Origin of the sequence: Paenibacillus sp. FSL R7-0210 (assembly GCF_038009085.1) — a bacterium.
In the GTDB taxonomy this organism is placed as follows: domain Bacteria; phylum Bacillota; class Bacilli; order Paenibacillales; family Paenibacillaceae; genus Paenibacillus_AQ; species Paenibacillus_AQ silagei.
This window is the reverse complement of sequence record NZ_JBBPAR010000001.1, coordinates 2,034,166-2,058,487: the sequence shown is the minus strand read 5'-3', so window position 1 is coordinate 2,058,487 and position 24,322 is coordinate 2,034,166. Positions and strand designations below refer to the sequence as shown.

The window sequence follows — 24,322 nt, the reverse complement described above, 5'->3', positions numbered from 1 at the left end:
CTTACGGACAGGTCCAGATGCCACTGCTATAACAGTTGCTGAAGCAGGTGGATTTTCTCCACTTGCTATTGAACAAGTTGCCTTAAGCTAGATAGCAGTTGGAAAAAAGGCACTTAATCTGCTCCAACTCTTCCCAATCGAGGTATTAGCGGGGTAACAAGTGACGTTTATCCAACTAATTTCCCAAAATGCTCTTAAGTCACCAAATTAAGATACGTTTTTCCAACTACTCTCCAGGGTGGCGTAGCTCCTGCTTACACAATGCACAGCATCTAGCAAGTTTATTCCGTCATGCAAACTTTCATCCCTATTCGCATGCTCGCTTCCATGCTTCTACAACGCCTTGGGATTTCAGCGCCGCTCAATATTCGTCCAGCACCCGCTGCCAGCTGTTGCCCTTGGCGCGGGGAGGGGTGCTTTTGGCAGAAGCGGCGGCTGTCTTGCGCTTCTGTCTCGCTTCCTTGCTGTTCTGGAATTGCAGCTCCTTTTGCGTCTTGTGGTAATTCTGCAGCCGCTTCCCGTCCAGCACACCGCTGGCGGCAGCCTCAAGCACGGCGCAGCCTTCCTCCCGTTTATGAGTACAGTCGCTGAAACGGCATTCCGCCGCAAGCGTACTGATCTCACCGAACGCCAGGTCCAGTCCGCCGTCATCCTCCCACAATTGCAGCTCGCGCATTCCCGGCGTATCGACGATGATTCCGCCATCCGGGAGGACGAACAGCTCGCGGTGTGTGGTCGTATGACGTCCGCGGCTGTCCCCTTCCCGCACATCCTGGGTGAGCTGCAGATTCCGGCCGCTGAGCCAGTTGACCATCGTTGATTTGCCGCAGCCGGACGAACCGGTCAGAGCTACCGTCTGGCCGCTGCCGATGTAGGGCTGGAGCTCCTCCCGACCGTCGCCCAGTAAGGCGCTGACCACATGGACCGGGACACCGGGAGCCGCCTGCTGCATTTCGGCCATTTTCAGCTCCGCATCGGTGCACAGATCTGCCTTGGTCAATAGAATGACGGGATTCGCCCCGCTGTTCCAGGCCATAATCAGATAACGCTCCATCCGCCGTACATTGAAATCATCATTCAATGCACTGACCAGGAATAAAGTATCCACGTTGGAAGCCACAATCTGCTCCTCCTGAGTCGGGCCAGCCACCTTGCGCGAGATGATGCTGTGACGGGGAAGCACACCATGGATCACCGCATGCGCTCCCCCATCCTGCATCGCCAGGACCACCCAGTCCCCTACTGCCGGATACTCGCCGGACCCGCTCAGCGAATGCCGGAACTTGCCTGACAGCTCACCCCATATTTCACCTGCTGCAGTAATCACCCTGTATTTACTGCCGAAATCTCCGGCAATCCGGCCCGCTGCATACTCCCTGGCGTCCAGCAGCCGCAGCTTATCTGTCCATTTTCTGTTCCATTCTTCATTCCAGCCGTACTGTTCTAGCTTGATATCGATATTCATGCATTTCCTCCTGAATGGGTTATTATCGTTCTCATACCTCCGCTTATCACATCATCCATGTATCTCCGGGCAGCATTGGCTCCACATGCGCACACAAAAAACCGCCGGAACCCAAAGGTTCCGGCGGCAGAGGCAGACTCGGCCGCGGTCCGGCTTTTGCTGTTGTACAGCAAAGACCGTCCGCTGCGGGCAGAGTCATTCCAGGGTAGTGAGTCTGCTCCTCTGCGCGAGAAGAGCAGAATCCACTATCCGGGCGTGATGCAGCAGACCTGCACACGCAAAAAAGCCGCCGGAACCGATACGGTTCCCGGCGGCTCTAGAAGGCATCATAGAGCTTACCTGCGAAGCTGGGGATCAATTATTACTCCACAGCCGCATTTCCCGGAAGACACGTATCCACAACAGTAGCAACCAATCCTGAACCGCTAGTATAAACTGCCATTTGACATCGTCTCCTTCCGAAATAATATGCTGTTATAATATACGGCCCGGATACCGTTTGTCAACAGTGGGCCTAACTTGCTTAAATAATACCCCGGAGCTCCTCCAGCTCCTGAATGACAGCGAGAGGCTTCACGTTCAGTGATTCATCCCAAGGGTGGTTGCGCTTCAGCCAGATCGTATCCATCCCGCTCTGCGCCGCCCCCCAGATATCATTCACCGGATGATCGCCGATGAATACAGTCTGTTCTGCCGTGGAACCCAGACGTTCCAGGGCTAACCGGTAGATCTCTGGATCAGGCTTGCTGATCCCGGCTTCACCCGAAATGACGATCGTGCGGAAGTAGCCGCGGAGTCCGAGCAGATCGATTTTTCCATATTGAATATCTGTGCCGCCGTTCGTGACCAGTCCCAGCGGATATCCCCGGTCCCGGCAATACTCCAGTGTCTCCAGCGCATGCTTCATCATCGCACCGTGACGGATATAGGTCTCGTCATAATAGGCCCGTATGTCCGCAGTGGTCAATGCCTTCTCCCAAGGAAGAACCTCGCTAAGCTCCGCGAAGAACCCATCCTTATCCCGGTATCCGTCAGCATCCCTGATAATCATATCCTCTACAACCTCCGCGGCCTGCTCTTCGCTAAGATGTCCCAGGAAATCCTGAACAAACTTCATACTGAAGCTGCGGAAGGTCTGATCACGGTCCATCAGGGTGTTATCCAGATCAAATAGCAACGCTTGTACCTCTCTCATGTATACGCTCCCCTTCTGTCTTCCATTTCTGCAGTCAAAACACCAGATGCTTATTGTACTACGCTCCGGGGAGCAAAATAAAGACCATTCCGCCCGGAAGGATAACCTCTCCTTCGTCAGAATGGCCTGTATAGGGGAATCAGGTACGCAGAGCTTTCAGGATTCAAGATGTTCAAAATGCTCTGCCCGGTGCGTAAGCATCATTTCCTCGTCGGTAATGTAGAGCGGGAACGGCGGTGTCTCCTTCAGATAACGCTCGGTGGACAACAGCCGGTAATGAACCTCAGGGAGCCAGGCGTCTTCGAGCAGCGGCAGCTTGCCGGTGTCACTGATATAATTGTCTACCGCCGATTGAACCATGTCGAGGTAGTACGGCACCAGCTTGTCAGATTCTTCAAAAATCTCAAAGGTCTCGCTGGACATATAGAATTTCTGCTGCGGGACTCCGCCTAAATATCGTTTGAGCCGGTTCAGGTCAATGCTCTTATCTTCCTGGATCAGAGCGGTACGGTTAATGGGAGCGGGCATATCTTCTTCAAATTGCCTTACAGCCTGCTTGATCTGCGGCAAGGTAACGGTCGGATGAACGGGTTGCAAGTTTTTTTTGGCACGTTTGAATATCATACTGAAGGTCTCCTTTCGAAGTTATGTCAGATAACGCTTACAATTCCATTTTATTCGTTATTTGAACATTTAATCAGCAGTTTCGCACTTGTCATAAAAAATCCCCATTTATTAGATCATTATTTGACATTTTCCCAGTGAGTCCACAGCTCCGGCGGGTTAAGCTCGTACTTATCATTCTCCCGGTACATGAACTGGTGCATAATGAACTCGCGGCGGATTGTGGCATAATCATCGTGGAACGGCTTAATGAACTCGTTGATCTCTTTCTCTGAATAGACTACACCCGGCTTAAGCTTCTCCACCATATATTGCAGCGCGATTAATTTCTTCTTGTATTGTGCGGGAATCTGGCGCAGCCGTCCGTCTTTGGCAAAAAAATTACGGAGCACCGACTCCTTCAGACTGTGTTCAGGCGACTCTTCCTCCATCTCCTCCACCCCCTTTGCAAAAATAAATTTCAGCGAGGCCTCAGAGCCTGACTGGATAAACTCGGGATTTAGCTTGAAATATACAGTGTTCTTGTCTCTGCGCTCCTGAATGAGAGCAGCTTCACGCAGCTTGGCTGCATGATGGGTCACCGTAGGCTGTGACAGATTCAGCTTCTCGGCTAAGGCGTGACCGTGAACCTCGCCCCGGGACAGGAGCAGAAGAATGCGCAGCCGGGTGGGATCGGATAAAGCCTTGTGATAGGCGACAATTTTGTCTAACTGCAAGCGGGATCACGCTCCTACGGATATTCGTCAGGCAGTCTGGGGGAACTGCCATTTCATACTTTAGATATATATCTAATTATATACCCATCTTGACATCTGATCAATACCCAATTTGCGGAATTCGCCGGCCATGGCAAAAAACAAAAATATAAGGTACCATTTACTGAATAGAATACTACCTTAGGAGGACATAGATATTATGCTAGACGTTATTATTATCGGCGCCGGTCCCTGCGGACTGTCTGCAGCCATCGAATGCCAGCGCCAAGGGCTCTCCAGCCTGATTGTGGAAAAGAACTTCATTGTCCATTCCATCTACCTGTATCCGACCAACATGCAGTTCTTCAGCACCACCCCGCTGCTTGAGATTGGAGATGTGCCCTTCACCTCTCCGAATGACAAGCCTTACCGCCATGAGGCGCTGGTCTACTACCGCCGCGCGGCCGCGCAGCATCAGCTTGAGATTGCCGCTTATGAAGAAGCGCTGTCCGTTCTGCCGCAGGAGGATGGCAGCTTCGTTGTACATACGGTCAACAAGCGCGGCGAGGAGCAGCAGCGCAGCGCAGCGAACGTAGTCATCTCTACCGGTTACTTCGACCAGCCTAACCTGATCGGGATTCCCGGGGAGGAGCTGCCGAAGGTCACGCATTATTTTGGCGAGGCACATCCTTATTCCGGCATGAAGGTGGCTGTAATCGGGGGCAGTAATTCAGCGGTGGATGCTGCGCTGGAGCTGCTGCGGGTAGGCGCCAAGGTGGATATGGTCTACCGGGGAAGCAGTATCTCGGACAATATCAAGCCCTGGGTGCGTCCGATCTTCGAGAGTATGGTGCAGAAGGGGAGCATAACGCTGCATCTGGAATCGCGCGTCACGGAGATCACCCCGGCCTCGGTCTTGGTAACCTCCTCTGTGAACGGGGAACCTACCGAGCTGGATAATGACTTCGTACTGGCGATGACCGGCTTCCGTCCCAGCAGAGCCCTGCTCACCTCTGCCGGGGTGCAGATGGATGACTCTATGGATAAACCAGCCTTTAACCCCGCTACCATGGAGAGTAATATACCGGGCATCTATGTCGCCGGGGTTATCGCTTCCGGACGGAATGCCAACGAGGTATTCATCGAAAGCGGGCGTGGGCACGGCAAGCTGATTGCCGATCATATTGTGAGTACAAGGCTTACTTAAGAGAAGGAGTGTATCCAAGCTATGGATATAACCTCGTTATTGCTGCTGGGTCTGGCAGCGCTCGGTGTCATCAGCAGTAACTCACCGATAACCATCGCCATGGTCGTGCTGCTGCTGATCCGTGTGCTGGGACTTCAGCAGGCTTTTCCCTGGCTGGAGAAATACGGGCTGACCGTCGGCATTATCATCCTGACCATCGGGGTCATGACGCCGCTGGCCAGCGGGAAGATCTCCCTCCAGACCGTCGGACATTCGTTCCTGCACTGGAAATCCCTGGCCGCCATAGGAGTTGGCGTCCTGGTCGCTTATCTGGGCGGACGCGGAGCCGTGCTCATGGGCAGCCAGCCGACCATCGTCGCCGGGCTTCTCATCGGAACCGTCCTTGGAGTGGCTCTGTTCAAAGGCGTTCCCGTGGGACCGCTGATTGCCGCCGGCATCCTGTCGCTGCTGATTGGCCGGATGTAAGCCGGTATCCACCTCAAGAGCAAGGCAAGACGAAACAGGCTGCAAGTCCACCTAAGCGGGTGGACTTGCAGCCTCTTTTATTGGACTAAGAATAGTATAGCCGCGTTATGCATCCAGCCGCTGAACGTTGAACAGCCGGGCGTAGCTCCCCGCAAGTCCCATTAGCTCTTCATGGGTGCCGCATTCGGTGATCTCCCCGTTCTCCAGCACGATAATCTGGTCGGCATGGGTAATCGTGGACAGCCTGTGGGCCACAATCAGCGTCGTCCGCTCAGATGCTAGGGACTGCAGCGCCTGCTGGATGAGATGCTCAGACTCCAGATCCAGCGCGGAGGTCGCTTCGTCCAGAATCAGCACCTTGGGGTCCTTCAGGAATACCCGTGCAATCGCCACGCGCTGCTTCTGTCCGCCGGACAGCTTCACACCCCGTTCCCCCACTTCGGTATCATAACCTTCCGGCAGCTGCATGATGAAGTCGTGGGCATTCGCAGACACCGCCGCCTTCATCACCTCCTCTTCCCCCGCTTCCGGGTTCCCGAACCGGATATTGTCGCGTACCGAGCCGCTGAACAGGAAATTATCCTGCAGCACCATGCCCACCGTCCGTCGCAGACTCTCCTGCGTCAGTCCGCGGATATCGTGGCCGTCCATGCGCAGGCTGCCTTCGCTGATATCGTAAAAGCGCGGGATCAGGCTGATCAGCGAGGATTTGCCGCCTCCGCTCATTCCGACAAAAGCCACCGTCTGGCCCGGAGCAATACTCAGGTTAATGTCCCGCAGCACCCACTCGTGCTCGTCGTTATACTTGAACCACACGTTGCTGAATTCGATCTTCCCGGCTGCCTTCAGAAGCGGCTTCGCGCCCGGAGCATCGACAATATCATACGGCTCATTCAGCAGCTCCAGCACACGTTCAAGCGATGCCGAAGCCTGGGTCAGCACGGTCGAGGAGTTGATCAGGCGGCGCAGCGGCGCATACATCCGGTCCAGATAGCCGAAGAAGGCCACGAAGGTCCCGAGCGTCAGATTGCCCTGGATGACCTGGTATCCCCCGTATCCGATGACAAGCAGCGGAGCAATATCGGTCAGGGTGTTGATAATCGCGAAGGTGAAGGCATTCCAACGCGTCTGCGCCAGCGCTTTTTGCAGGAACTTGCCGTTGATCTCCTCGAATTGCCGCTGGTCCACCCGCTCCATCGTAAAGCTGCGGATGACCGCAATCCCCTGAATCCGTTCATGCAGATAGCCCTGAATGACGGCAAGTGCCTGCGACCGGTCTTTGGTCAGCACCTTGAGACGCTTGTACAGCGTATTGACGGCAATCCCATATAGCGGCAAAATGGCAATCGCCACCAGCGTCAGCACCGGATTCAGATAGAGCATGAAGCCCAGGGCGAAGAGCAGGGTGAACATATCCAGCCAGACATTCATCATTCCGACCTCAACCAGGTTCTTCGACTGCTCCACATCATTGATGAACCGGGAGATGGCCTCGCCCACCTTCGTATTCTGGTAATAACGCAGCGACAGCCGCTGCAGATGCCCGTAGAGCTTATTGCGCATATCGAAGAGGACCTTGCTCGTAATCAGCTGGGCGAAATACTGGCGGTAATACTCCACCGGCCCGCGGACAATCACGAACAGAATCAGGCCCCCGCCGATTACCGTCATCAGCTTCGAGACACGCTCCGCTATCGTCAATGCCGGATTACCCAGCAGCTCATCGACTACATATTTGAGAATCATCGGCAGCGTCAGCGGAATGCTGAATTTGACCATCCCGATGATCAGAGTGAGCACAATCCATTTCATATACGGCCGAACAAAGGTATAATAAGATTTCCAAGGTTTCACAGCGTGTCAGGTCCTTTCCAATTCATTCTTCATCAGGGTGCAGTTGACATTTGCGCGCTGCAGTGTTTTATTATTTTTAAACAGTTACGGTTGCAGTACCGAAATTCAGGAGGATAATGATGCCCAGACAATTTGTGACGGAAGCCGTCATGATGGCGATTTACGGCCAGCTTCTCATCCCGCGGAGCCCTGTAGAATATATAGTCCCTTATACCACCATTATGGAGCTTTACGAGCTGCGGGACAGCGATGAGCCGGTGATGAGCCAGGCGGATGACGACAAGCATGTCAGACTCAGAATCCGCGAGCTGATCAACTATTTCGAGGAGCCGCTGAATGCCAAGAAGATCAACCGCTGCCTGAATATCCCCTGGGCCAAAAGCTCCGGCATCCTCCTTGGCGGACACGCGCAGATTACCATCATCAACAGCATCGACAATGCCTCCTACGGCGAAGCGTTCGATCCGATTGAGACAGAGCTGCTGCTGGCGTCCCAGCGTGAGAAGGTGCCGATTCTGACCGACCAGTTCGAGCTGATCCAGCGCATCATCGAAGGCGGAGTTCCCGTCCAGGTATATGACATTGATGATTTCGAGTTCGCCATGGAGGAAGAGACCTTCCGCAGCTCGCACTAATCGCGCCACCTGAGCGGCGGGCAGCTTCGTTGGCCTGGTGCGTACAAGTGGACACGGCCTGACCGTCCTTTTATAGGACGGTACCGTTTCAGCGAGAAATAGTAGGATAAGTTATGGTGTGAAACCTATAAATTCTTATATTTTGGAACAAGCCCCTGCCTGACGGCAAGGGCTTGTTCCGCATCCCCGGCAGTGCCGGGATCTGCCAATTGCTCCAGCTCTCCCCTTATGCCACCGGCACAGGCTCATACTTGTATTCGATATCATCGTCCGCCTGTGAATAGACAATCGACAGATTGTACCCCTCCATATACCACAGATCCTGCTCCTCCATATAGAAGGTCAAGCCGCCTTCCCCGAACTGCACAGCAGGACGTCCAGGCTGCTCGGTAGCAATGCCCAGCGAGAAGCCGGGATGCAGGCCTCCGCCTGAGCTGTACCGGGGGAACAACCGGATATATGCGCCCTCCTGGAGGCTCAGTTCTCTTTTGAACCAGGCGGCTGCTTCCGGACTAATTAATATGTTCATCTCTCCACTCCTCCCCTCTACCCCAATCATACCCAAAAAACTTCAATTCACCAAATCGAAGCGGTATTACGGCAAGGTGCCGTCTCCACCACAAAATTTAAATTTGACAATTCTTAAAGTGTGATGATAAACTCGGAACATAACGAAACGTCTTCAAGTAATTACCAAAATGAAGAAAGGGTGATCTCGGTGTTGAATATGGATATGGTATACCTCGCCACTATTGTAGAAAACTATACCCAACTGAATACCGAAGCAGCCCGAGCAGTGGAGAATTCCTGAGGTTCATGCGTATTACGCGTAACGTATGAGAACAGGCTTAACTTATCTCTCACATGTCTCTGTGCTGCTTATAGCACCGTGGACATGATAACCGCAATTAGAGGCGTATCATCCGTTTTCGGATGGTACGCTTTTTCGTGTGCTATGAGGTTATGATCCGCTGCGAAATGTCCGTAAATGTTCCGTTAAACAAGCTAACTTCGAAATTACTTCAAGCACGAAAGGAAGGGATTCACCTTGTTCTCCGTACTCCGAAATCTCGGCTGGTTCTTCCGCCGGGAAAAAAGGCGCTATACTATTGGCCTCATCCTTCTTATTGTGGTAGGTGTGTTAGAACTCCTGCCTCCACGCCTGCTGGGCAACGCCATTGACGAAATCGTCACCGGCGCCATCACTGCAGGTTCACTGATGAAATACATTGGCCTGATCGTACTTATGCTGCTGATCATTTACTGGATCACCTACATATGGATGCACAAGCTGTTCGGGGGATCGAATCTGGTGGAGCGCCTGCTGCGCTCGCGGTTCATGAATCATCTCATGACGATGACCCCCGCCTTCTTCGAGCGTAACCGCACCGGCGATCTGATGGCCCGCGCCACCAACGATATCCGCGCCGTCTCCGCAACCGTAGGCTTCGGGATGCTCACTCTTGTCGACTCCACCGTATATCTCACGGTCGTCCTGTTCGCCATGGGGTTCCTGGTCAGCTGGAAGCTGACACTGGCCGCGGTCATCCCGCTTCCGATGATTGCGGTAGCCATGGTGTTCTACGGCAAAGCGATCCACGACCGCTACAGTCTGGCGCAGGATGCCTTTGGCGACATGAATGACCAGGTACTGGAATCCGTATCGGGCATCCGTGTCATCCGCGCTTATGTGCAGGAGCGGCACGATGAGAAGCGCTTCTCTGACATTACAGATGATGTGTACCGCAAAAATATGGCGGTCGCCCGGGTCGATGCCTTCTTCGAGCCGACGATCCGCTTGTTCGTGGGTCTCAGCTATATCATCGCCCTGACCTACGGAATCTATCTCGTATTCCGCAATCAGATTACGCTGGGCGATCTGGTGTCGTTCAACATGTACCTCGGGATGATCGTGTGGCCGATGTTCGCGATCGGCGAGCTGATTAATATCATGCAGCGCGGCGGCGCTTCACTGGAGAGGATCGACGAGACGCTGAATGCCAAGCCTGATGTCAAGGATGTGGCTGATCCGGTTCCGGTTGACCAGCCGACCACCATCGAGCTGAAGAATGTGACCTTCCGGTATCCGACCTCTACCATCGATAATCTCAGCGGAGTCAGCTTATCCCTCTCCCAAGGCCAGACGCTTGGCGTGGTCGGACGGACCGGCAGCGGCAAATCGACGCTGCTGAAGCAGCTGCTGCATGAATACCCGGCGGGCACAGGCGAGATTCTGATCTCCGGTGTGCCGATCACCCAGATCGCCCTCGACCAGCTTCACAGCTGGATGGGCTATGTGCCGCAGGAGCAGATCCTCTTCTCCAAATCGGTGCGCGAGAATATCCAGTTCGGATACTCCGGGGCCAGCGATGAACGGATCATGCAGGCAATTACCGCCGCCGCCTTCCAGAATGACCTTGGTACCTTATCCGACGGGCTGGATACAATGGTTGGCGAACGCGGCGTCTCCCTCTCCGGGGGACAGAAGCAGCGTGTTTCCATATCGCGCGCCTTCATCTCGAATCCCGATATTTTGATTCTGGATGATGCCCTGTCTGCCGTTGACGCGCGGACAGAAGCGAAGATCATCGAGAACATCCGCGAGGAGCGCAGCGGCAAAACCACGCTCATCTCCACCCACCGCCTCTCGGCGATTGAGCATGCCGATCTGATCGTTGTCCTCGAAGACGGGCATATTACAGAACAAGGTACACACCAGGAGCTGCTGGAACTGAACGGCTGGTACCGTGAGCAGTTCGACCGCCAGCAGGTCGAGAATAATCTGACGAATGAATAACCCCATACAGGAGGTGTCACCGTTGACACAGAGTACAGGCAAACGTCTGCTGCAATATGCACTGACCGCCAAAAAGACCTTCATCGCCGCCCTTCTGCTCCTGACCATCGGAGTAGCGGCTGAGCTGGCAGGGCCTTTTATCGCCAAGAGCATGATTGACAACCATCTGCTTGCGATTGAGAAGCCCTACTTCCAGACAGCCTCGCCGGAGGATGCTGCGGAATATAACAACACTTATTACAAACGCGGTGACCGTTTTGCCGCAGGTGAAGTCAAGGGCCAGGAAGTCCGTCTGCTTCAGGCAGGCAGAAGCTTCTACTTCATCAATGAAGCGGTACCGAAGGCCGAAGGCGAGCGCAGCTTCGCAGATGGGAAGCTCCAGATCAAATACGGCGAGCAGACGACGGTCTATCCGGCCGTCAAGCTATCGGCGGGTGATCTGTTTTCCTTTTACAAGCCCGAGCTTCCGGGAATCTATCAGCTAGTCGCTCTATACGCCATGTTCCTTGTGATCTCCATTATTGCAGAGTTCGGCAAAACCTACTGGCTGCAATCGTCTGCCAATCAGGTCATCCGCAAGCTGCGGACCGATGTCTATGCCCATATCCAGCGCCTGCCGGTCTATTTCTTCGATAATCTGCCTGCCGGTAAGGTTGTGTCACGGGTTACCAACGATACGGAAGCAGTCAAGGATCTCTTCATTGCCGTGTTATCCAACTTCGCTACAGGAATCATCAATATCACCGGTGTCTATGTGGCCCTCTTCCTGCTCGATGTGAAGCTGGGACTGGTCAGCTTGTTCATCGTGCCGATTATTATTCTCTGGATCGTGCTGTACCGCAAAATCGCTACCAAATACAATACGATCATCCGCTCGCGGCTTAGTGAGATTAATGCCATTATCAACGAATCGATTCAGGGGATGTCGATCATCCGGATTTTTCGCCGCCAGAAGCAGAGTAGCGCTGAATTCGAGCAGCTCAATGACGACTATCTGAAATATCAGAACAAAATGCTCAACCTGAACGCCTTCACCTCCCACAACCTGGTGAACTCGCTGCGCAGCCTCTCCTTCGTGCTGGTGCTGTGGTACTTCGGCTTCGGCAGCCTAGACGGGTCGACCTTCGTATCGCTTGGCGTCCTGTATGCCTTCGTCGATGTACTGGGCCGGATGTTCCAGCCGATTACGGGGATGGTCAACCAGCTGGCGAATCTGGACAGCTCGATGGTCTCCGCAGGCCGCGTGTTCACGCTGATGGATGAGCCGGGAGAACCGGTCACTGACGGATCGATGCCGCGTTACAAGGGAAATGTGGTGTTCAAGGATGTCTCCTTTGCTTATAAAAAGGACTTCGTCCTGCGCGATATCTCCTTCGAGGCGCGCCCGGGCGAGACTGTCGCCCTTGTGGGCCATACCGGCTCCGGCAAAAGCTCCATCATTAACCTGCTGTTCCGCTTCTATGATCCGCAGCAGGGAAGCATAACGATCGACGGGCAAAAGGTCAAGGATCTGCCGAAGCAATGGCTGCGCAGTCATATGGGCATCGTGCTTCAGGACCCGTACCTCTTCACCGGAACCATTGCCTCCAATGTCAGTCTGGGTGACGAGCGGATCTCTAGAGAGCGTGTCGAACGCGCCTTACGTGAGGTAGGAGCCGATAAACTGCTGGCTCATCTGCCGCAAGGCTTCGATGAACCGGTCATTGAGAAGGGCAGCACCCTGTCCGCCGGACAGCGGCAGCTGATCTCCTTCGCCAGAGCCTTATCCTTCGATCCGGCGATCCTGATTCTGGATGAAGCAACGTCCAACATCGATACCGAGACTGAGAGCATTATCCAGCAGGCGCTGGAGGTGCTGAAAAAAGGCCGGACCACCTTCATCATCGCCCACCGGCTGTCAACCATCCGCAGTGCGGACCAGATTCTGGTGCTGCACCGGGGCCAGATTGTCGAACGCGGCAACCATGATGAGCTGATGGCGCAGGGCGGCAGGTACTTCCGCATGTATCAGCTTCAGCTGGGTGCGGGAGCCGGGAACGGCTCAGGCGAGCCAGCTCCTCTATCCGGGGACCATGCTTCTTCCGCTGTACTCCGGCCATCGCTGGAGCAGATCTAATTCAGTTGCTTGAGGACAGCAACTTAGCCTAATGGCGGGCAACCGCATATACCTATCATACATTACAATAAGAACACCCCCTGACGCAGGAAGGCATCAGGGGGTGTCTTTCACTTGATATCAGAACGTTTGTTCTGTATAATGGAGCAATACATATTATGGATGGGGTGAAGATGATGATAACCTACAGTCTTAGCAAGCGGCAAGCCCGGCTGTTCCTGCTGCGCCATCAGCGGCTTGTCCCGGACGGATTGCCCGGCGGCAAGCAGAGCATCTATGACTTCGTCCGGCATGTAGGCTGTATCCAGTATGATCCGCTCAGCATAGCCGGACATAACCACGAGCTGGTGCTTCAGGCGAGAATCCCCGGCTTCGTGCCTGAGATGGCCAATGAGCTGCTATATAAGGACAGACTGCTGATTGACGGCTGGGATAAGAACATGTCGATCTACTGCACGGAAGACTGGCCGTATTTCCAGCGACGCAGGGAATCTGCTGCCAGGCATCAGCATAACGAGGCCATGGCGGCCATGATTACCCATGTCCGTGCGGAGCTGGATGCACGAGGGCCACTCTCGTCACTGGACCTGGAGAGTACGGAGAAGATCGACTGGTCCTGGGCTCCGGCAAGACTCTCCCGGGCTGCCATGGAGAGCATGTACTTTTGGGGCGAGCTATCCATCCATCACCGGGTGCACACCCGCCGTTATTACGATTACACGGCCAAGCTGCTGCCTCCTGAACTGCTAAGCGCAAGCGATCCTAACGAGACGCTGGAGCAGCATCACGATTGGTATGTGCTGCGCCGGATCGGCAGCATCGGCCTGCAATGGAACCGGTCCGGGGACGGCTGGCTTGGCATCGCAGGCCTGAAGAGCAAAGAACGGACGGCGTCCGTGCAGCGGCTGCTGCAGAAAGACCTGCTCCGCGAGGTACAGGTGGACGGCCTGAAGCTACCGCTATACATCCGCACAGCAGACGTCCCTGAGCTTGAAGCTATATTGCTTCAGGATGATACTGCGGGTGAAAATGAATCCGCAGCCGGGCCGCAGGCTGGTAATGAGGGTGGGACCGGTCATGCCGGAGGAGCGGCCTCCTTCGCGGCGGCACTGGCTCCGCTGGACAATCTGTTATGGGACAGAGAGCTGATACTCCAGCTATTCGGCTTTCAATACCGCTGGGAGGTCTACAAGCCTGTGCTTGAACGGGAATACGGATACTATGTCCTCCCCCTCCTCTACGGCGACCGCTTCATCGGCCGGCTGGAGCCGGTGATGAACAAGAAGACAGGTGTTCTAACCATTGTCCGCTGGTGGTGGGAGGCCGGAGAGACGCTTGAACGCTCCATGCTCCCTGCGCTGACCAGGGCCTTCTCCTCGCTGCAACACTCAACCGGAGCCTCCGCGATCCGCTTCGCGCCAGACATCGTCCACTCCTGCGGACTGCAGGAGCTGGAGGAGGCGCTGTCTGCTACTCCTGTAAAGACAAATTAATTCAATCATCTGAATCATCCTGCGGGCAGAGGATGTAAGAACTTTAGGGGGCCACACAGCTTGTGTCGGTGGACCCCCTCCCCACAATACTCATCCGCCTACTTCGGAGCAACCGGCGTATTCGGGGGCATTAGTGTATTCGGTTTTCCGCATACATCCGGCCCAATATTACGCTCAGCTCGTATAACCAAAGAAAACTCCCTCTGGCGCAGTCTTGCTGCGTTAGGGGGAGTCTTCTCGTAAGGTTAGCTATATTTCATTGGATGCCTTATTGGATATGCTCTTCTTCAAGGCCCAGCTTGCTGTACATCTCTGTACAATAGCCCTGCAGCTTAATCTCCAGCCGGCTTGCCTTGTTCTTAAAGCGTTTCAGTTCACGGATCATATGGGCCCGGCCGGCTGGGGTGAAGGTCTCTTGAATTCGTTCCTTGAAGTAATCATGGACAATATGATTGCGTTCCTTCCATACAGCCTGCAATTGACTCGTCTCTTCCTCAGAGAAGGGGAAGTGATGCTGGATTTCTTTGATGAGTTGGCCGAGTGAATTGCTAAGCTTGCGTTGATACAATTCTGCGATTTCGGCGTCAGTTGGCGTCTTGCCCTGCGACAGCTTCGTCAGCAGCAGCAGATTCGTTAATTGCTGCTCCAGCGCCTGGCAATAGTAGACAGCCAGACCGAAATAAGCAAATAGCTCTTTGGATTGTTCACTCTCCGGTATTTGTGTATCCTTCATCGTTCCTCCCGTTCTTGATCTGGTTATTTGATTTGTGTGTAGATTGAACTTTTCGTTCTATTTTGGAAGGGCCGTTGCTGCGGTGAACATTTGGACTTCCGGCCGCTGTTATGTTTGGATTTCCCGATTCAAGCTGTTAGCCGCAGTAGAAATCCAAACATAAAGGCGGACGCTACCGCTCCTACAGTTCCAAATTTCCCCTCCGCCACTTTTTTCAAATTGTAAATCATCAAGTTCAAAGGACACAGCTCAGTTTGTTTTGTTATAGTCCATTCGGCCGGAACGGTAAATATAGAATCCGGCAAGCAATAGTATGTATGCCAATGCGTGGGCATAGGCTCTTAACACGGAGGATACCGGCAGAGTCTCTGCGTTCATCATCTTGTCCATAACCGGGTATACCGGCGGCAGGAGAATGGACACCACAGGCCCAGGCACGACATCAGCCACTTTACCGGCGCTAATCGATAGAATGAGGAGGATCAGCATCATTCCGGCCGCATATCCAGCCCGTGGTACCCACGAGGATTGCAGGTACAAGGAGAGTGTAATCCCTAATAACCCCATTAGAGCATGTCCGGCCAAACCAAGCAAGATCCGCTGAAGTCCGGCAGGTTCATGGAAGCTTCCGGTCAAGACGGGATACATAACAATGATTACATCCAGCAGCAGCGTAAGCAAGACCATTGTAAGTAGACCGCCGATACTGTAGCGGCGGGCACTGCGGAGCTGAACGATAACCACCTGCTTCTGTACCGCCTGCTCATGGTTAAGGAAGCTTAAGCCGAGCCACGCACAGGCTATGAATAGAAAGACTGCCGTAGCCGAGTAGCTGCTCATGACCGGATTAGGCTTATAGGAATAGAGAATTAATACCGCAATAATAACACCGGCAACCGGTCCGAAGAACCGCTGGGAGACTGTATAACTGTGCAAAAAATAACCGATTAGCCCTTTCACCCGCGTCCACTCCCGCTCTGATCCTTGGGATCCATCCACTCGGCCAGGTCACTTAATCCCCCGAGAGGCTTCACTGAAACTATGGAACCGCCCGCAGCAAGAATCTGCAGCAGGCAGGTATCTGACATTTTCTGTTCTACAGTCAACCCTGTACACGCTGTACCGGCGAAGTCCGGCTCCGGCAGCACATGGATGACTCCAGGCAAGGCTTCCAGAGCCCGCTGGGCTTGTCCCGGCAGTGCTGTATAGACGATATCCACTACTGGAGCACTCTTCAGCTTCTCCGCTCCATGAATCGTCCGGAGGGTCTGCCCTTCATGTAATACATATACTGTATCCGCAACAGCTTCGATGATCTGCGGTTCATGAACGGACAATACGAGTGCCGTCCCCTCCGCCTTCAGCTCCAGCAGTATTTCGATAAGCGTCTCTTGTGCCGGCAGATCCAGTCCCGACAGGGGCTCGTCAAGCAACAGCAGCTGCGGCCGGATGAGCAGGCTCTGGATCAGGTTGACCTTCTGCAGCATTCCTTTGGAGAAGCCTGCCAGCTTGTGAGTGCGGTAGGCTTCTAGACTGAACAGCTGCAACAGTTCGTTGATCCGGGACGCCGAAGCCGCTCCGGAGAGTCCGGCAATCCGGCCCATACAGCGCAGATAGTCCTCGGCGGTGAGCTTCAAGCCGGGAAATGCCTCGGGTGCATAACCTGTAGTTATCGCCCGACGGTCGCAGGTAAGATCACCGGAGGACAGCTTCAGCAGCCCCGCGAGGATGGATAACAGCGTACTCTTGCCGGACCCGTTACGGCCGATCAGAGCCGTGGCCGTGCCGGGAAGAACTGTCATCGATATTCCGGTAAGTACCGGGCGGCTTCCATAGCGCTTGCTTCCTTCGGTAATTGTAATTAGAGATGTTGCATTCGTGGCTTCCAGGCCTCCTTCCATTCGTGCATGCCTATGGGCCGCATCGAACGGCAGCCTGATTATTCTCTTATGTAACATTCGCCGGAATGGCTTTATTCTCCTTTTTATTTTCCCAGATCCATGAAATTCACATTGAAAAAACCAGAACTGTGCAGAAAAAAATCCGCACCCGCCCTGGTTCCTGTTAAGTATTCGATGCTATATAAGTTAGTCCTAAAGGGTGATATCAGGCGTAGACTTCAACAGCTTCACTGACCCTTCTGCAGGCCATGGCTGCATTGCGGCAGGTATCGATGCAATCCTGGCAATGGTTATGCTTATGACGGCTGCTTGTGTCCGCGCAGCGGTCACAGATGTCAGCACATAATTTGAGGATTTCGGCCACGAACGGGCTTCTCCGGGTCATCGCCTGAATAGCGAAGGAGCAGATGTCTGCGCATTCACGGTCCAGCTGGATGCTCTCCCGCAGATCGGCCAGATCATATTCCTTGAGGCTTGAGACATAGCTATAGTTACAGGCATCCATACATTTAATCAAAGCATTAATGCATTCCTGATATTGAATTCGGGTCATAGCCTTACAACCTCCTGCAATTAGTATAGGGTATGCCTATGTATTAACCTGCAAGAATAAGAACGAACCATTCATAAGGAACTGCAGATGGTTAACTATAGGCTTCGTTTGACCGCTGCGGGTCTGGTCAGCAGACGTCTCTCCAGGCGCAGAAGCTCCCTGCGCAGCTCACCGGAGGAGAAATGCTCACCGATGAATACCGCAACATCCGGCACCTCGCCCTGGGGCGTAATTCTCATGAAATCCGCTTCTCTGTAGGCGTACTGAAACAGAAACCGGCTGGAGGTATCGGTAAAAGTTACGATCCCCTTGGCCCGGTACACATCGCGCGGCAGCTCCTTCACAAACCGTTCGAATTCCTCGCTGTTCACGGGATTCTGGAAATAATGCGTGTAAGCCATCACATGATCATGCGAAGCATGCATCACCCCTTCAGCTCCGCCCTCCGTATGCTCCCCGCCCTCAGGCCGGTCTTCCATATGAACGGCTCCCACACTGCCAAGCAGCGCTTCTGGCTCCAGTTCACAGCGTACCGCCGGCAGAATCTCCGCATACGCATTCCACTTACGCAGCACCTCCGAGATCTCTGCAATCTCTGCGGCTTGAATGCGGTCTGTCTTGTTCAGGATCAGGACGGATGCACAGCGGATCTGCTCCTGCATCAGACGGTAGGTAGCCCCTTGCTGGGAGCGGTACAGCTCCAGCAGATGGGCGGCATCGACAACGGTAATCAGCCCCTTCAGCTCCACCTGCTGATATAGCGAAGTCTCCGTTACTGCATCCACAATCTCCAGCGGGTTGGCTGCGCCTGTAGCCTCGATGATAACTACATCCGGCGATTCTTTTTTGACCAGCGTGGTCAGCTCCGTACTTAAGTCCCCCCTGCTGGTGCAGCAGATACAGCCGCCCAGCATCTCTGCCATCGGCACAGACTGCTCCACGAGCAAGCCGTCCAGATTCACCTCACCCAGCTCGTTCATAATCACGGCCGGCCGAAGGCCCTGATGATTCCAATGATCCAAAAGACGCTGTAGTAATGTGGTCTTGCCGCTGCCGAGAAATCCCGACAAGATATATACTGGTAATGACTGTTCCAAGTTTGCTCTCTCCCTGCCTCAATCGGTTATGGTAGCGAGTGTACTACAATGACCGCCTCTGTGCAAGGCGGCCCTGCCTGGTGAGGCATACATCAGCTTCCCCCGGGGAGCTTGTTATTGCCGCTTCCATCCCCTATCATGGGAAATATAAGCTGCACAGCAGATACAAAAAGGAGCTGGTTCGTATATCATCCGTCGAAGAACACCGGAGCGAAGCCCCGGATTCAGTCGCTTGCTACATCATAACGGTCTCGGATACCCGCACCATCGATACGGACACCGGAGGTCCGCTGATCCAGAGTCTGCTGGAAGCCGCCGGTTATACCGTGACCGGCCGCACCATCGTCAAGGATGATTATGAAGATATCCGGGAGCTGGTCTACAAAAGCTCCGTTCATTCCGGTATCGAAGCTGTGCTTCTGACCGGAGGGACCGGCATTTCCCCCCGTGACACCACCTATGAGGCCGTAGCGTCTCTGCTGGACAAGTCGCTGCCGGGCTTCGGGGAGATTTTCCGGCTACTGAGCTTCACCGAAGATATCGGCTCTGCCGCCATGCTCAGCCGGGCCATTGCCGGGACAATCGGCAGTACCGCTGTCTTCTCCATGCCCGGCTCCACCGGTGCAATCAAACTGGCTATGGAACGGCTAATCCTGCCCGAGCTGCGCCATGTCATGCGCGAGATCTACAAGCGTTCGTGAGACGCAGCATGGCCGGACACCTATTTTGCCGGAATCTAGACGAATGAACAAGCAGGCTCCTGCATAACGCGTATACTGGCATAAGTCCACTGCGAAGGAGCTGAGTGTAATGAGAAATTGTCCGAAATGTCCTGCTGAAACGGTTACAGATCCCACACAGGTTGTATATGAAGATTACTATCATCCCCAGGTGGTCCAGGTGGTCCACCATGTCGAGGTCGTCAGACGCCACCACTGTGTTCCGGTCCCTCACCATATCTACACTTATTCTGTCCGGGATGAAATGTGCGGGCCTACCGCAATGGTGCGCAGCAGAAAAAGATAGTCTAGTCTGCCTTCCGGTCTATAAGATAGTATATTGTAAAAGGCAAAACCGCCGTCTGCGCGTGAAAGATACGCGCAGCGGCGGTTTTGCCTTTTCCGGGAAGTCTATACGATTGGCGGGTCTATATGAACGTCTGCATCGGGTGCTGTAGCCGCCCAGCGTGTGAAGGTGACCTGAAACCCGGCCCGCGTTGGAGCACACAGGAAGGGTCCCGCCTGGCTGCCAGTCTCATAAGGGAACCGGGCAACGCGGATAGTCCGCCAGGGATGATTCTCTGTTCGCGCTCTGAGGATTACCGCATCCTTCATCCGTGAAGCCCGCAGCGTAATCACTTCGCCCTTCCACTCGGGCACAGGGGACAATGACCAGTCAGAGTAACCATCCGTCACGACTGCACCTATATGGGGAACACCGTCATTCAGCTCAATACCAGCTTTAATCCATTGCTCACCGCTGTGCCATAGCATAATACCTGCCTGGTCGTACAGCTCCGTGAACCCGTCCAGCGCAAAGCTGATCTCTATCGCCTCTGCCTTATCCCAAGGGGCAAGCAGCGCATGACCGTTGTCATGCTGGAAGCCGTACATCGTCTTTTCCCAGTAATCGCTGCCTTCCGCTGCATGGGCCACCAGTTGACCGTCCGCGGTGCTGCTTGACACCGGTTCATTGCTCCATGCTCCATCCTGCCATTCTATGAATCTCATTACAGGCTCACCTCTCCTTGTCGTCTGCTCATCATTCGGTTGATCACTTCAGAGCTTACTATCATCACTATTATATACCCAATCATTGCCGGCGGGAGAATCATGAAGGTGCTCCGCGCCGCCGCCCAGCCCAAGAGCGGAGGCAAGAACGCACCGCCGGTGTAGGCCAAGGCCATCTGATACCCCATAATCTTCTGCGAATGCTCCGCTCCGAACCGGGCGGGCGTCTCATGCAGCATGCAGGGGAAAATCGGTGCCGAGCCGAGGCCAATCAGAATAAAAGCAACGAGTGAACATATCGCCGGAAGCGGCAAGGCCAGCAGCAGCGCACCCGCGAGTGAGATTGCCAACCCTCCGCGAATCAGCGTACGGTTGCTGAACCGGAAGGTAATGAAGCCGGTAATCAGCCGCCCGGCCGTGATTCCCCCATAATAGAGCGAGACCCATCCGGCCGCCGTTGCCGGGGATACCTCCTTGACGTTCACCAGATAACTGCTGCCCCATAGCCCCACCGTAGCTTCCACTCCGCAATAGAACAGGAAGGTGAGCATCGCCAGCTTCACGCCCGGGATGCGAAGCACCTTGCTGCCCGCTAGGGATGCAGCAGCGGGTAGAGATTCTGCCTGCTCCGGCATCTCCTGAGGCTGCGGTCTGCTGCCCTGGCCCGCCCGCTTCCACAGCGGCAGACTGAAGAACAGTACCACGACTAACGCGAACTGAATCATGCTGACCGCGAAAAATCCCATTCTCCATGACTCGCCATTCGCAATATAACGCGACATCAGAATCGGCCCCAGCATAGCCCCTATCCCCCAGAAACAGTGCAGCCAGCTCATATGATGCGCTTTGTAATGAGTCGCCACATAATTATTCAACCCTGTATCGATCGAACCGGCCCCCAGACCCAGAGGCAAGGCCAGCAGAGCCACCCACACGACGGAAGAGGAATAAGAGAAGCCGAGCAGGGCCAGAGCGGTTACCGCCACGCTGATAAAAGTAACCATCCCCGTCCCGAGCCGCTTCAGCACCACACTGCTGGCCAAGCTTGAGATAATCGTCCCGGCGACTACTATCATCGACAGCAGTCCGGCCAGCTCGACCGGCGCCCCGAAATCCAGCCGGATAATCGGCCAGGCTGCGCCAAGCATCGAATCTGGCAGTCCCAGGCTGATGAACGCCAGATAAATAATGATTAAGAACACCGTTGCCATGTTTCCCTCCTATCCCTTCCCTTGCAGGTGAACTACACCATCGATAGAGTTGCAAGCTTCTTGAATGCAACCTTTTTCATTTGCGTTTCCCCTCGTTACTATATCACTTTGCATGATTATTTTATAATATTCTTCCGTTCTGGTTACAGCTGCAAAATAGCCCGGCAGAGTGACTCTGCCGGGCGGGTACAAACTTTAGCTATTGCTTGCTTACAAATGCTAAGACTCCAATAGACCTTACACCTTACAAGTCTGGATGCTCATGCTTCGCCTTGAGGCGGCTCCAGCGGCGCTGAACTTCACCCTCGAAGCTGCGCAGGGCCGGTTCATTCTCCGGCTTCAGCAGATGGCGGGTCTTGCCCATCGTCTTCAGCCAGGCAGATACTTCTATCCGTTTGTCCTTGTCTTCCGGGTTGTAGGTGATACTCGTAATTCCCTGCTCTACTTCATAGAGCGGGAAGAAGCAGGATTCGACAGCCAGGGAAACGATATCTGTGCCGTCCTTGTCGTCGCTCATCCAGTTCAGCGGACAGGCAATAAGAATCTTGCCGTAGACCAGACCTTCATTCTGCGCATACCACTGGGCCTTCGCCGCCTTCTTCAGCATATCCTGCGGATAAGCTTCACAGCCGGTGAAGACATAAGGAATGTTGGTAGCTGCCATAATCTGCGCTGTATCCTTGTGCTGGGTCACCTTGCCCTGCTGGGTTTTGCCGATGCTTGAGGTGGAAGTCCGGTGTCCAAGCGGTGTCGAATAGGACTGCTGCGCCCCTGTATTCATATATCCTTCGTTATCATATTCCACGATGATCATCTTGTGGCCGCGCAGCGCTGCACCGATCGCAGGTCCCATCCCGATGTCCATCCCGCCGTCGCCGGTAACCATAACGAACGTGAAGTCTTCCTTCAGCCCCAGCCCGTCAAGCTCACCGCGGCGTTTGCGTTCCCAGAACATCTCAACCACGCCGGACAGTGTAGCAGCACCATTCTGGAACAGATTGTGGATGAACGTCGATTTATGGGAGGAATACGGATAGCCGGTAGTCGTTACCATCGCGCAGCCGGTGTGGTAGAGCGCTACGATATCCCCTTCGATCCCTTTGAAGAACAGCTCCAGCCCGGAGAAAATCCCGCAGCCCGGACATGCCCCATGTCCTGGAGACAGACGTCTTGGCTTCTTCATCAGCGAACGGACCGGCGGAACTCTGACACTCAGCTTGCCGGTCTCTTCGTTCTGAGTTACCGTGATCAGGCCGGTCTTCAGCTTATCGAAGTCCATCGGCTTCAAGAGGCGCTTCGGCGCATTCTCCGGCGCCCCCGGATTGTGGCCATAGTAATCAAAAGGAATCTCTACACGGTCCGCAACAACGGCATCCATAGCCAGCTGGAAGAAGTGGTGTCCGTCTTCGGCATAGAAGTCTTTACCGCCCAGACCGTAGATCCGGCTAATCACCTTAGTCGTTGTGTTGCCGTAAGTGAACAGTGCCGCCTTAATCTCGTTCACCATGTTACCGCCGTGTCCGCCGACCGAATCGGCACGGTCACCTACAGTAATGGCTTTGACATGCTTCAGCGCTTCAGCAATCTGCTTCTGCGGGAACGGACGGATCATGTTCGGGGAGATTGCCCCTGCCTTGATTCCCTGCTCACGGAGCTGATCCACTACATCCTTAATGATCTCCGAAGCCGAGTTCATCAGGAAGACAGCAACATCGGCATCCTCCATCCGGTACTGCTCGATCATCTCATAATGGCGTCCGGTCAGCTCTGCGAATTCCTGGGCGATTTCTTCAAAGACTTCACCCGCATTGTACATCGCAACGGATTGCTGATAGCGGTTGTTGATGTAATCCGGTTCATTCATGTAAGGTCCCACAGTGACCGGATTGTTACGGTCCAGCGTATCGGTGAAGCCGGCAGGCGGTTGTTCGCCAACGAACTTGTGAACATCCTCACGGTGGGCAAAAGCCTGTACCCGGCGCTTCTGGTGCGAGGTGAAGTAACCGTCAGAGGCTACCATCACCGGCAGCCGGACTTTGGCGTGTTCCGCCAGCTTCAGCGCCATCAGGTTCATATCATAGACCGACTGCGGATCACGGCACATCAGGATCGGCCAGCCGGTGTTCAGGGCGAAATACAGATCGGAATGGTCTCCGTGAATATTCAGCGGTCCTGAGATCGAACGGCAGACCAGATTCATGACCATCGGCATCCGCGTACCTGCTTGTACAGGTAATTGCTCCAGCATGAACATGTACCCTTGAGCGCTGGTTGCGTTGAACACACGGCCGCCTGCCGTCGAAGCACCGTAGCAGATCCCGGCGGAGCTGTGCTCGCCGTCGGACGGTACCAGCATAATATCGTGTTGGCCGCTGGCTTTCATCGTATCGAGGAACTGAGCCACCTCAGTCGATGGGGAGATCGGGAAATAACCCATGACATGATAGTTAATCTGATGTGCGGCATAGGCCGCCATTTCATTGCCGGACTCGTATAGGAATTTCTGCTCCACCTTGGCGGAGCCTAGTTCTTTTTCATAATCAATAGCCAC

Annotated in this window: 22 protein-coding genes; 8 read left to right on the top strand and 14 right to left on the bottom strand. The window is 54.3% G+C overall.

The genetic code is table 11. From position 1 onward, the window contains the following. Window positions 1–361 precede the first annotated feature (361 nt). From rsgA to MKY64_RS08915, 4 genes are all read right to left on the bottom strand, one after another. Window positions 362–1,453, bottom strand: a complete 1,092-nt coding sequence (gene rsgA, locus MKY64_RS08930) for a ribosome small subunit-dependent GTPase A (RefSeq protein WP_445323371.1) — start codon at window positions 1,451–1,453, stop codon at window positions 362–364. Between the two features lie 535 nt (window positions 1,454–1,988). Beyond that, window positions 1,989–2,660 carry an HAD family hydrolase gene (locus MKY64_RS08925; protein ID WP_340952294.1) on the bottom strand — a complete coding sequence of 224 codons (672 nt, stop codon included), beginning with the start codon at window positions 2,658–2,660 and terminating at the stop codon, window positions 1,989–1,991. A gap of 156 nt (window positions 2,661–2,816) precedes the next feature. Further along, entirely contained in the window at window positions 2,817–3,284 is a 468-nt protein-coding gene (locus MKY64_RS08920) for a DUF3939 domain-containing protein (RefSeq protein WP_036724592.1), read from the bottom strand. 119 nt (window positions 3,285–3,403) lie between these two features. After that, a complete protein-coding gene (locus MKY64_RS08915; RefSeq protein WP_340952290.1) occupies window positions 3,404–4,000 on the bottom strand; it encodes a DUF2087 domain-containing protein in 597 nt (198 codons plus the stop codon). A gap of 199 nt (window positions 4,001–4,199) precedes the next feature. Here MKY64_RS08915 and MKY64_RS08910 point away from each other — a divergent pair, with 199 nt between their 5' ends. After that, window positions 4,200–5,186, top strand: coding sequence for a YpdA family putative bacillithiol disulfide reductase (locus tag MKY64_RS08910; protein ID WP_036724590.1), 987 nt, complete (start codon window positions 4,200–4,202; stop codon window positions 5,184–5,186). 21 nt (window positions 5,187–5,207) lie between these two features. Continuing rightward, the gene (locus MKY64_RS08905) at window positions 5,208–5,651 is read left to right on the top strand and encodes a DUF441 domain-containing protein (protein ID WP_340952288.1); all 444 of its coding nucleotides are present in this window, start codon (window positions 5,208–5,210) and stop codon (window positions 5,649–5,651) included. Between the two features lie 105 nt (window positions 5,652–5,756). Here the strand turns inward: MKY64_RS08905 and MKY64_RS08900 are convergent, their stop codons facing one another. Further along, window positions 5,757–7,505, bottom strand: a complete 1,749-nt coding sequence (locus tag MKY64_RS08900) for an ABC transporter ATP-binding protein (protein WP_340952286.1) — start codon at window positions 7,503–7,505, stop codon at window positions 5,757–5,759. 119 nt (window positions 7,506–7,624) lie between these two features. Between MKY64_RS08900 and MKY64_RS08895 the strand changes: the two genes are divergently transcribed. Next, a complete protein-coding gene (locus tag MKY64_RS08895) occupies window positions 7,625–8,140 on the top strand; it encodes a hypothetical protein (RefSeq protein WP_036724586.1) in 516 nt (171 codons plus the stop codon). Window positions 8,141–8,366: 226 nt separating this feature from the next. Here the strand turns inward: MKY64_RS08895 and MKY64_RS08890 are convergent, their stop codons facing one another. Next, window positions 8,367–8,669, bottom strand: a complete 303-nt coding sequence (locus MKY64_RS08890) for a HesB/YadR/YfhF family protein (protein WP_076158436.1) — start codon at window positions 8,667–8,669, stop codon at window positions 8,367–8,369. 519 nt (window positions 8,670–9,188) lie between these two features. Between MKY64_RS08890 and MKY64_RS08885 the strand changes: the two genes are divergently transcribed. From MKY64_RS08885 to MKY64_RS08875, 3 genes are all read left to right on the top strand, one after another. After that, on the top strand, window positions 9,189–10,937 hold the full coding sequence (locus MKY64_RS08885) for an ABC transporter ATP-binding protein (RefSeq protein WP_340952280.1): 1,749 nt from the start codon (window positions 9,189–9,191) through the stop codon (window positions 10,935–10,937). Window positions 10,938–10,959: 22 nt separating this feature from the next. Then, window positions 10,960–13,053 carry an ABC transporter ATP-binding protein gene (locus tag MKY64_RS08880; RefSeq protein ID WP_340952277.1) on the top strand — a complete coding sequence of 698 codons (2,094 nt, stop codon included), beginning with the start codon at window positions 10,960–10,962 and terminating at the stop codon, window positions 13,051–13,053. Window positions 13,054–13,211: 158 nt separating this feature from the next. Then, the gene (locus tag MKY64_RS08875) at window positions 13,212–14,546 is read left to right on the top strand and encodes a winged helix DNA-binding domain-containing protein (RefSeq protein ID WP_340952274.1); all 1,335 of its coding nucleotides are present in this window, start codon (window positions 13,212–13,214) and stop codon (window positions 14,544–14,546) included. A gap of 268 nt (window positions 14,547–14,814) precedes the next feature. Here MKY64_RS08875 and MKY64_RS08870 read toward each other — a convergent pair whose 3' ends face one another. The 5 genes from MKY64_RS08870 to MKY64_RS08850 form a co-directional block, all read right to left on the bottom strand. Further along, window positions 14,815–15,279, bottom strand: coding sequence for a hypothetical protein (locus MKY64_RS08870; protein WP_036724577.1), 465 nt, complete (start codon window positions 15,277–15,279; stop codon window positions 14,815–14,817). Window positions 15,280–15,528: 249 nt separating this feature from the next. Continuing rightward, on the bottom strand, window positions 15,529–16,239 hold the full coding sequence (locus MKY64_RS08865; protein WP_340952271.1) for a hypothetical protein: 711 nt from the start codon (window positions 16,237–16,239) through the stop codon (window positions 15,529–15,531). Further along, entirely contained in the window at window positions 16,236–17,180 is a 945-nt protein-coding gene (locus MKY64_RS08860; protein ID WP_340952270.1) for an ABC transporter ATP-binding protein, read from the bottom strand. Before MKY64_RS08860 ends, MKY64_RS08865 begins: the two co-directional genes overlap by 4 nt. A 205-nt stretch (window positions 17,181–17,385) precedes the next feature. After that, window positions 17,386–17,733 carry a four-helix bundle copper-binding protein gene (locus MKY64_RS08855; protein ID WP_036699084.1) on the bottom strand — a complete coding sequence of 116 codons (348 nt, stop codon included), beginning with the start codon at window positions 17,731–17,733 and terminating at the stop codon, window positions 17,386–17,388. A 95-nt stretch (window positions 17,734–17,828) separates the two neighbouring features. Further along, complete coding sequence (locus MKY64_RS08850) at window positions 17,829–18,830, bottom strand: CobW family GTP-binding protein (protein WP_036724573.1); 1,002 nt, start codon at window positions 18,828–18,830, stop codon at window positions 17,829–17,831. 185 nt (window positions 18,831–19,015) lie between these two features. Here MKY64_RS08850 and MKY64_RS08845 point away from each other — a divergent pair, with 185 nt between their 5' ends. Together MKY64_RS08845 and MKY64_RS08840 are read left to right on the top strand one after the other, a co-directional pair. Then, window positions 19,016–19,531, top strand: a complete 516-nt coding sequence (locus MKY64_RS08845) for a molybdopterin-binding protein (RefSeq protein ID WP_143803890.1) — start codon at window positions 19,016–19,018, stop codon at window positions 19,529–19,531. Between the two features lie 109 nt (window positions 19,532–19,640). Next, window positions 19,641–19,856: a hypothetical protein gene (locus MKY64_RS08840; RefSeq protein WP_081751113.1), complete on the top strand. Its 216-nt coding sequence runs from the start codon at window positions 19,641–19,643 to the stop codon at window positions 19,854–19,856. A 104-nt stretch (window positions 19,857–19,960) separates the two neighbouring features. Here the strand turns inward: MKY64_RS08840 and MKY64_RS08835 are convergent, their stop codons facing one another. From MKY64_RS08835 to MKY64_RS08825, 3 genes are all read right to left on the bottom strand, one after another. Next, on the bottom strand, window positions 19,961–20,560 hold the full coding sequence (locus MKY64_RS08835; protein WP_339310049.1) for a DUF1349 domain-containing protein: 600 nt from the start codon (window positions 20,558–20,560) through the stop codon (window positions 19,961–19,963). Then, window positions 20,560–21,771, bottom strand: a complete 1,212-nt coding sequence (locus MKY64_RS08830; protein ID WP_339310050.1) for an MFS transporter — start codon at window positions 21,769–21,771, stop codon at window positions 20,560–20,562. The genes MKY64_RS08835 and MKY64_RS08830 overlap by 1 nt, the downstream gene beginning before the upstream one ends. A 244-nt stretch (window positions 21,772–22,015) precedes the next feature. Continuing rightward, window positions 22,016–24,322 carry a thiamine pyrophosphate-dependent enzyme gene (locus MKY64_RS08825; RefSeq protein WP_209878488.1) on the bottom strand — a complete coding sequence of 769 codons (2,307 nt, stop codon included), beginning with the start codon at window positions 24,320–24,322 and terminating at the stop codon, window positions 22,016–22,018.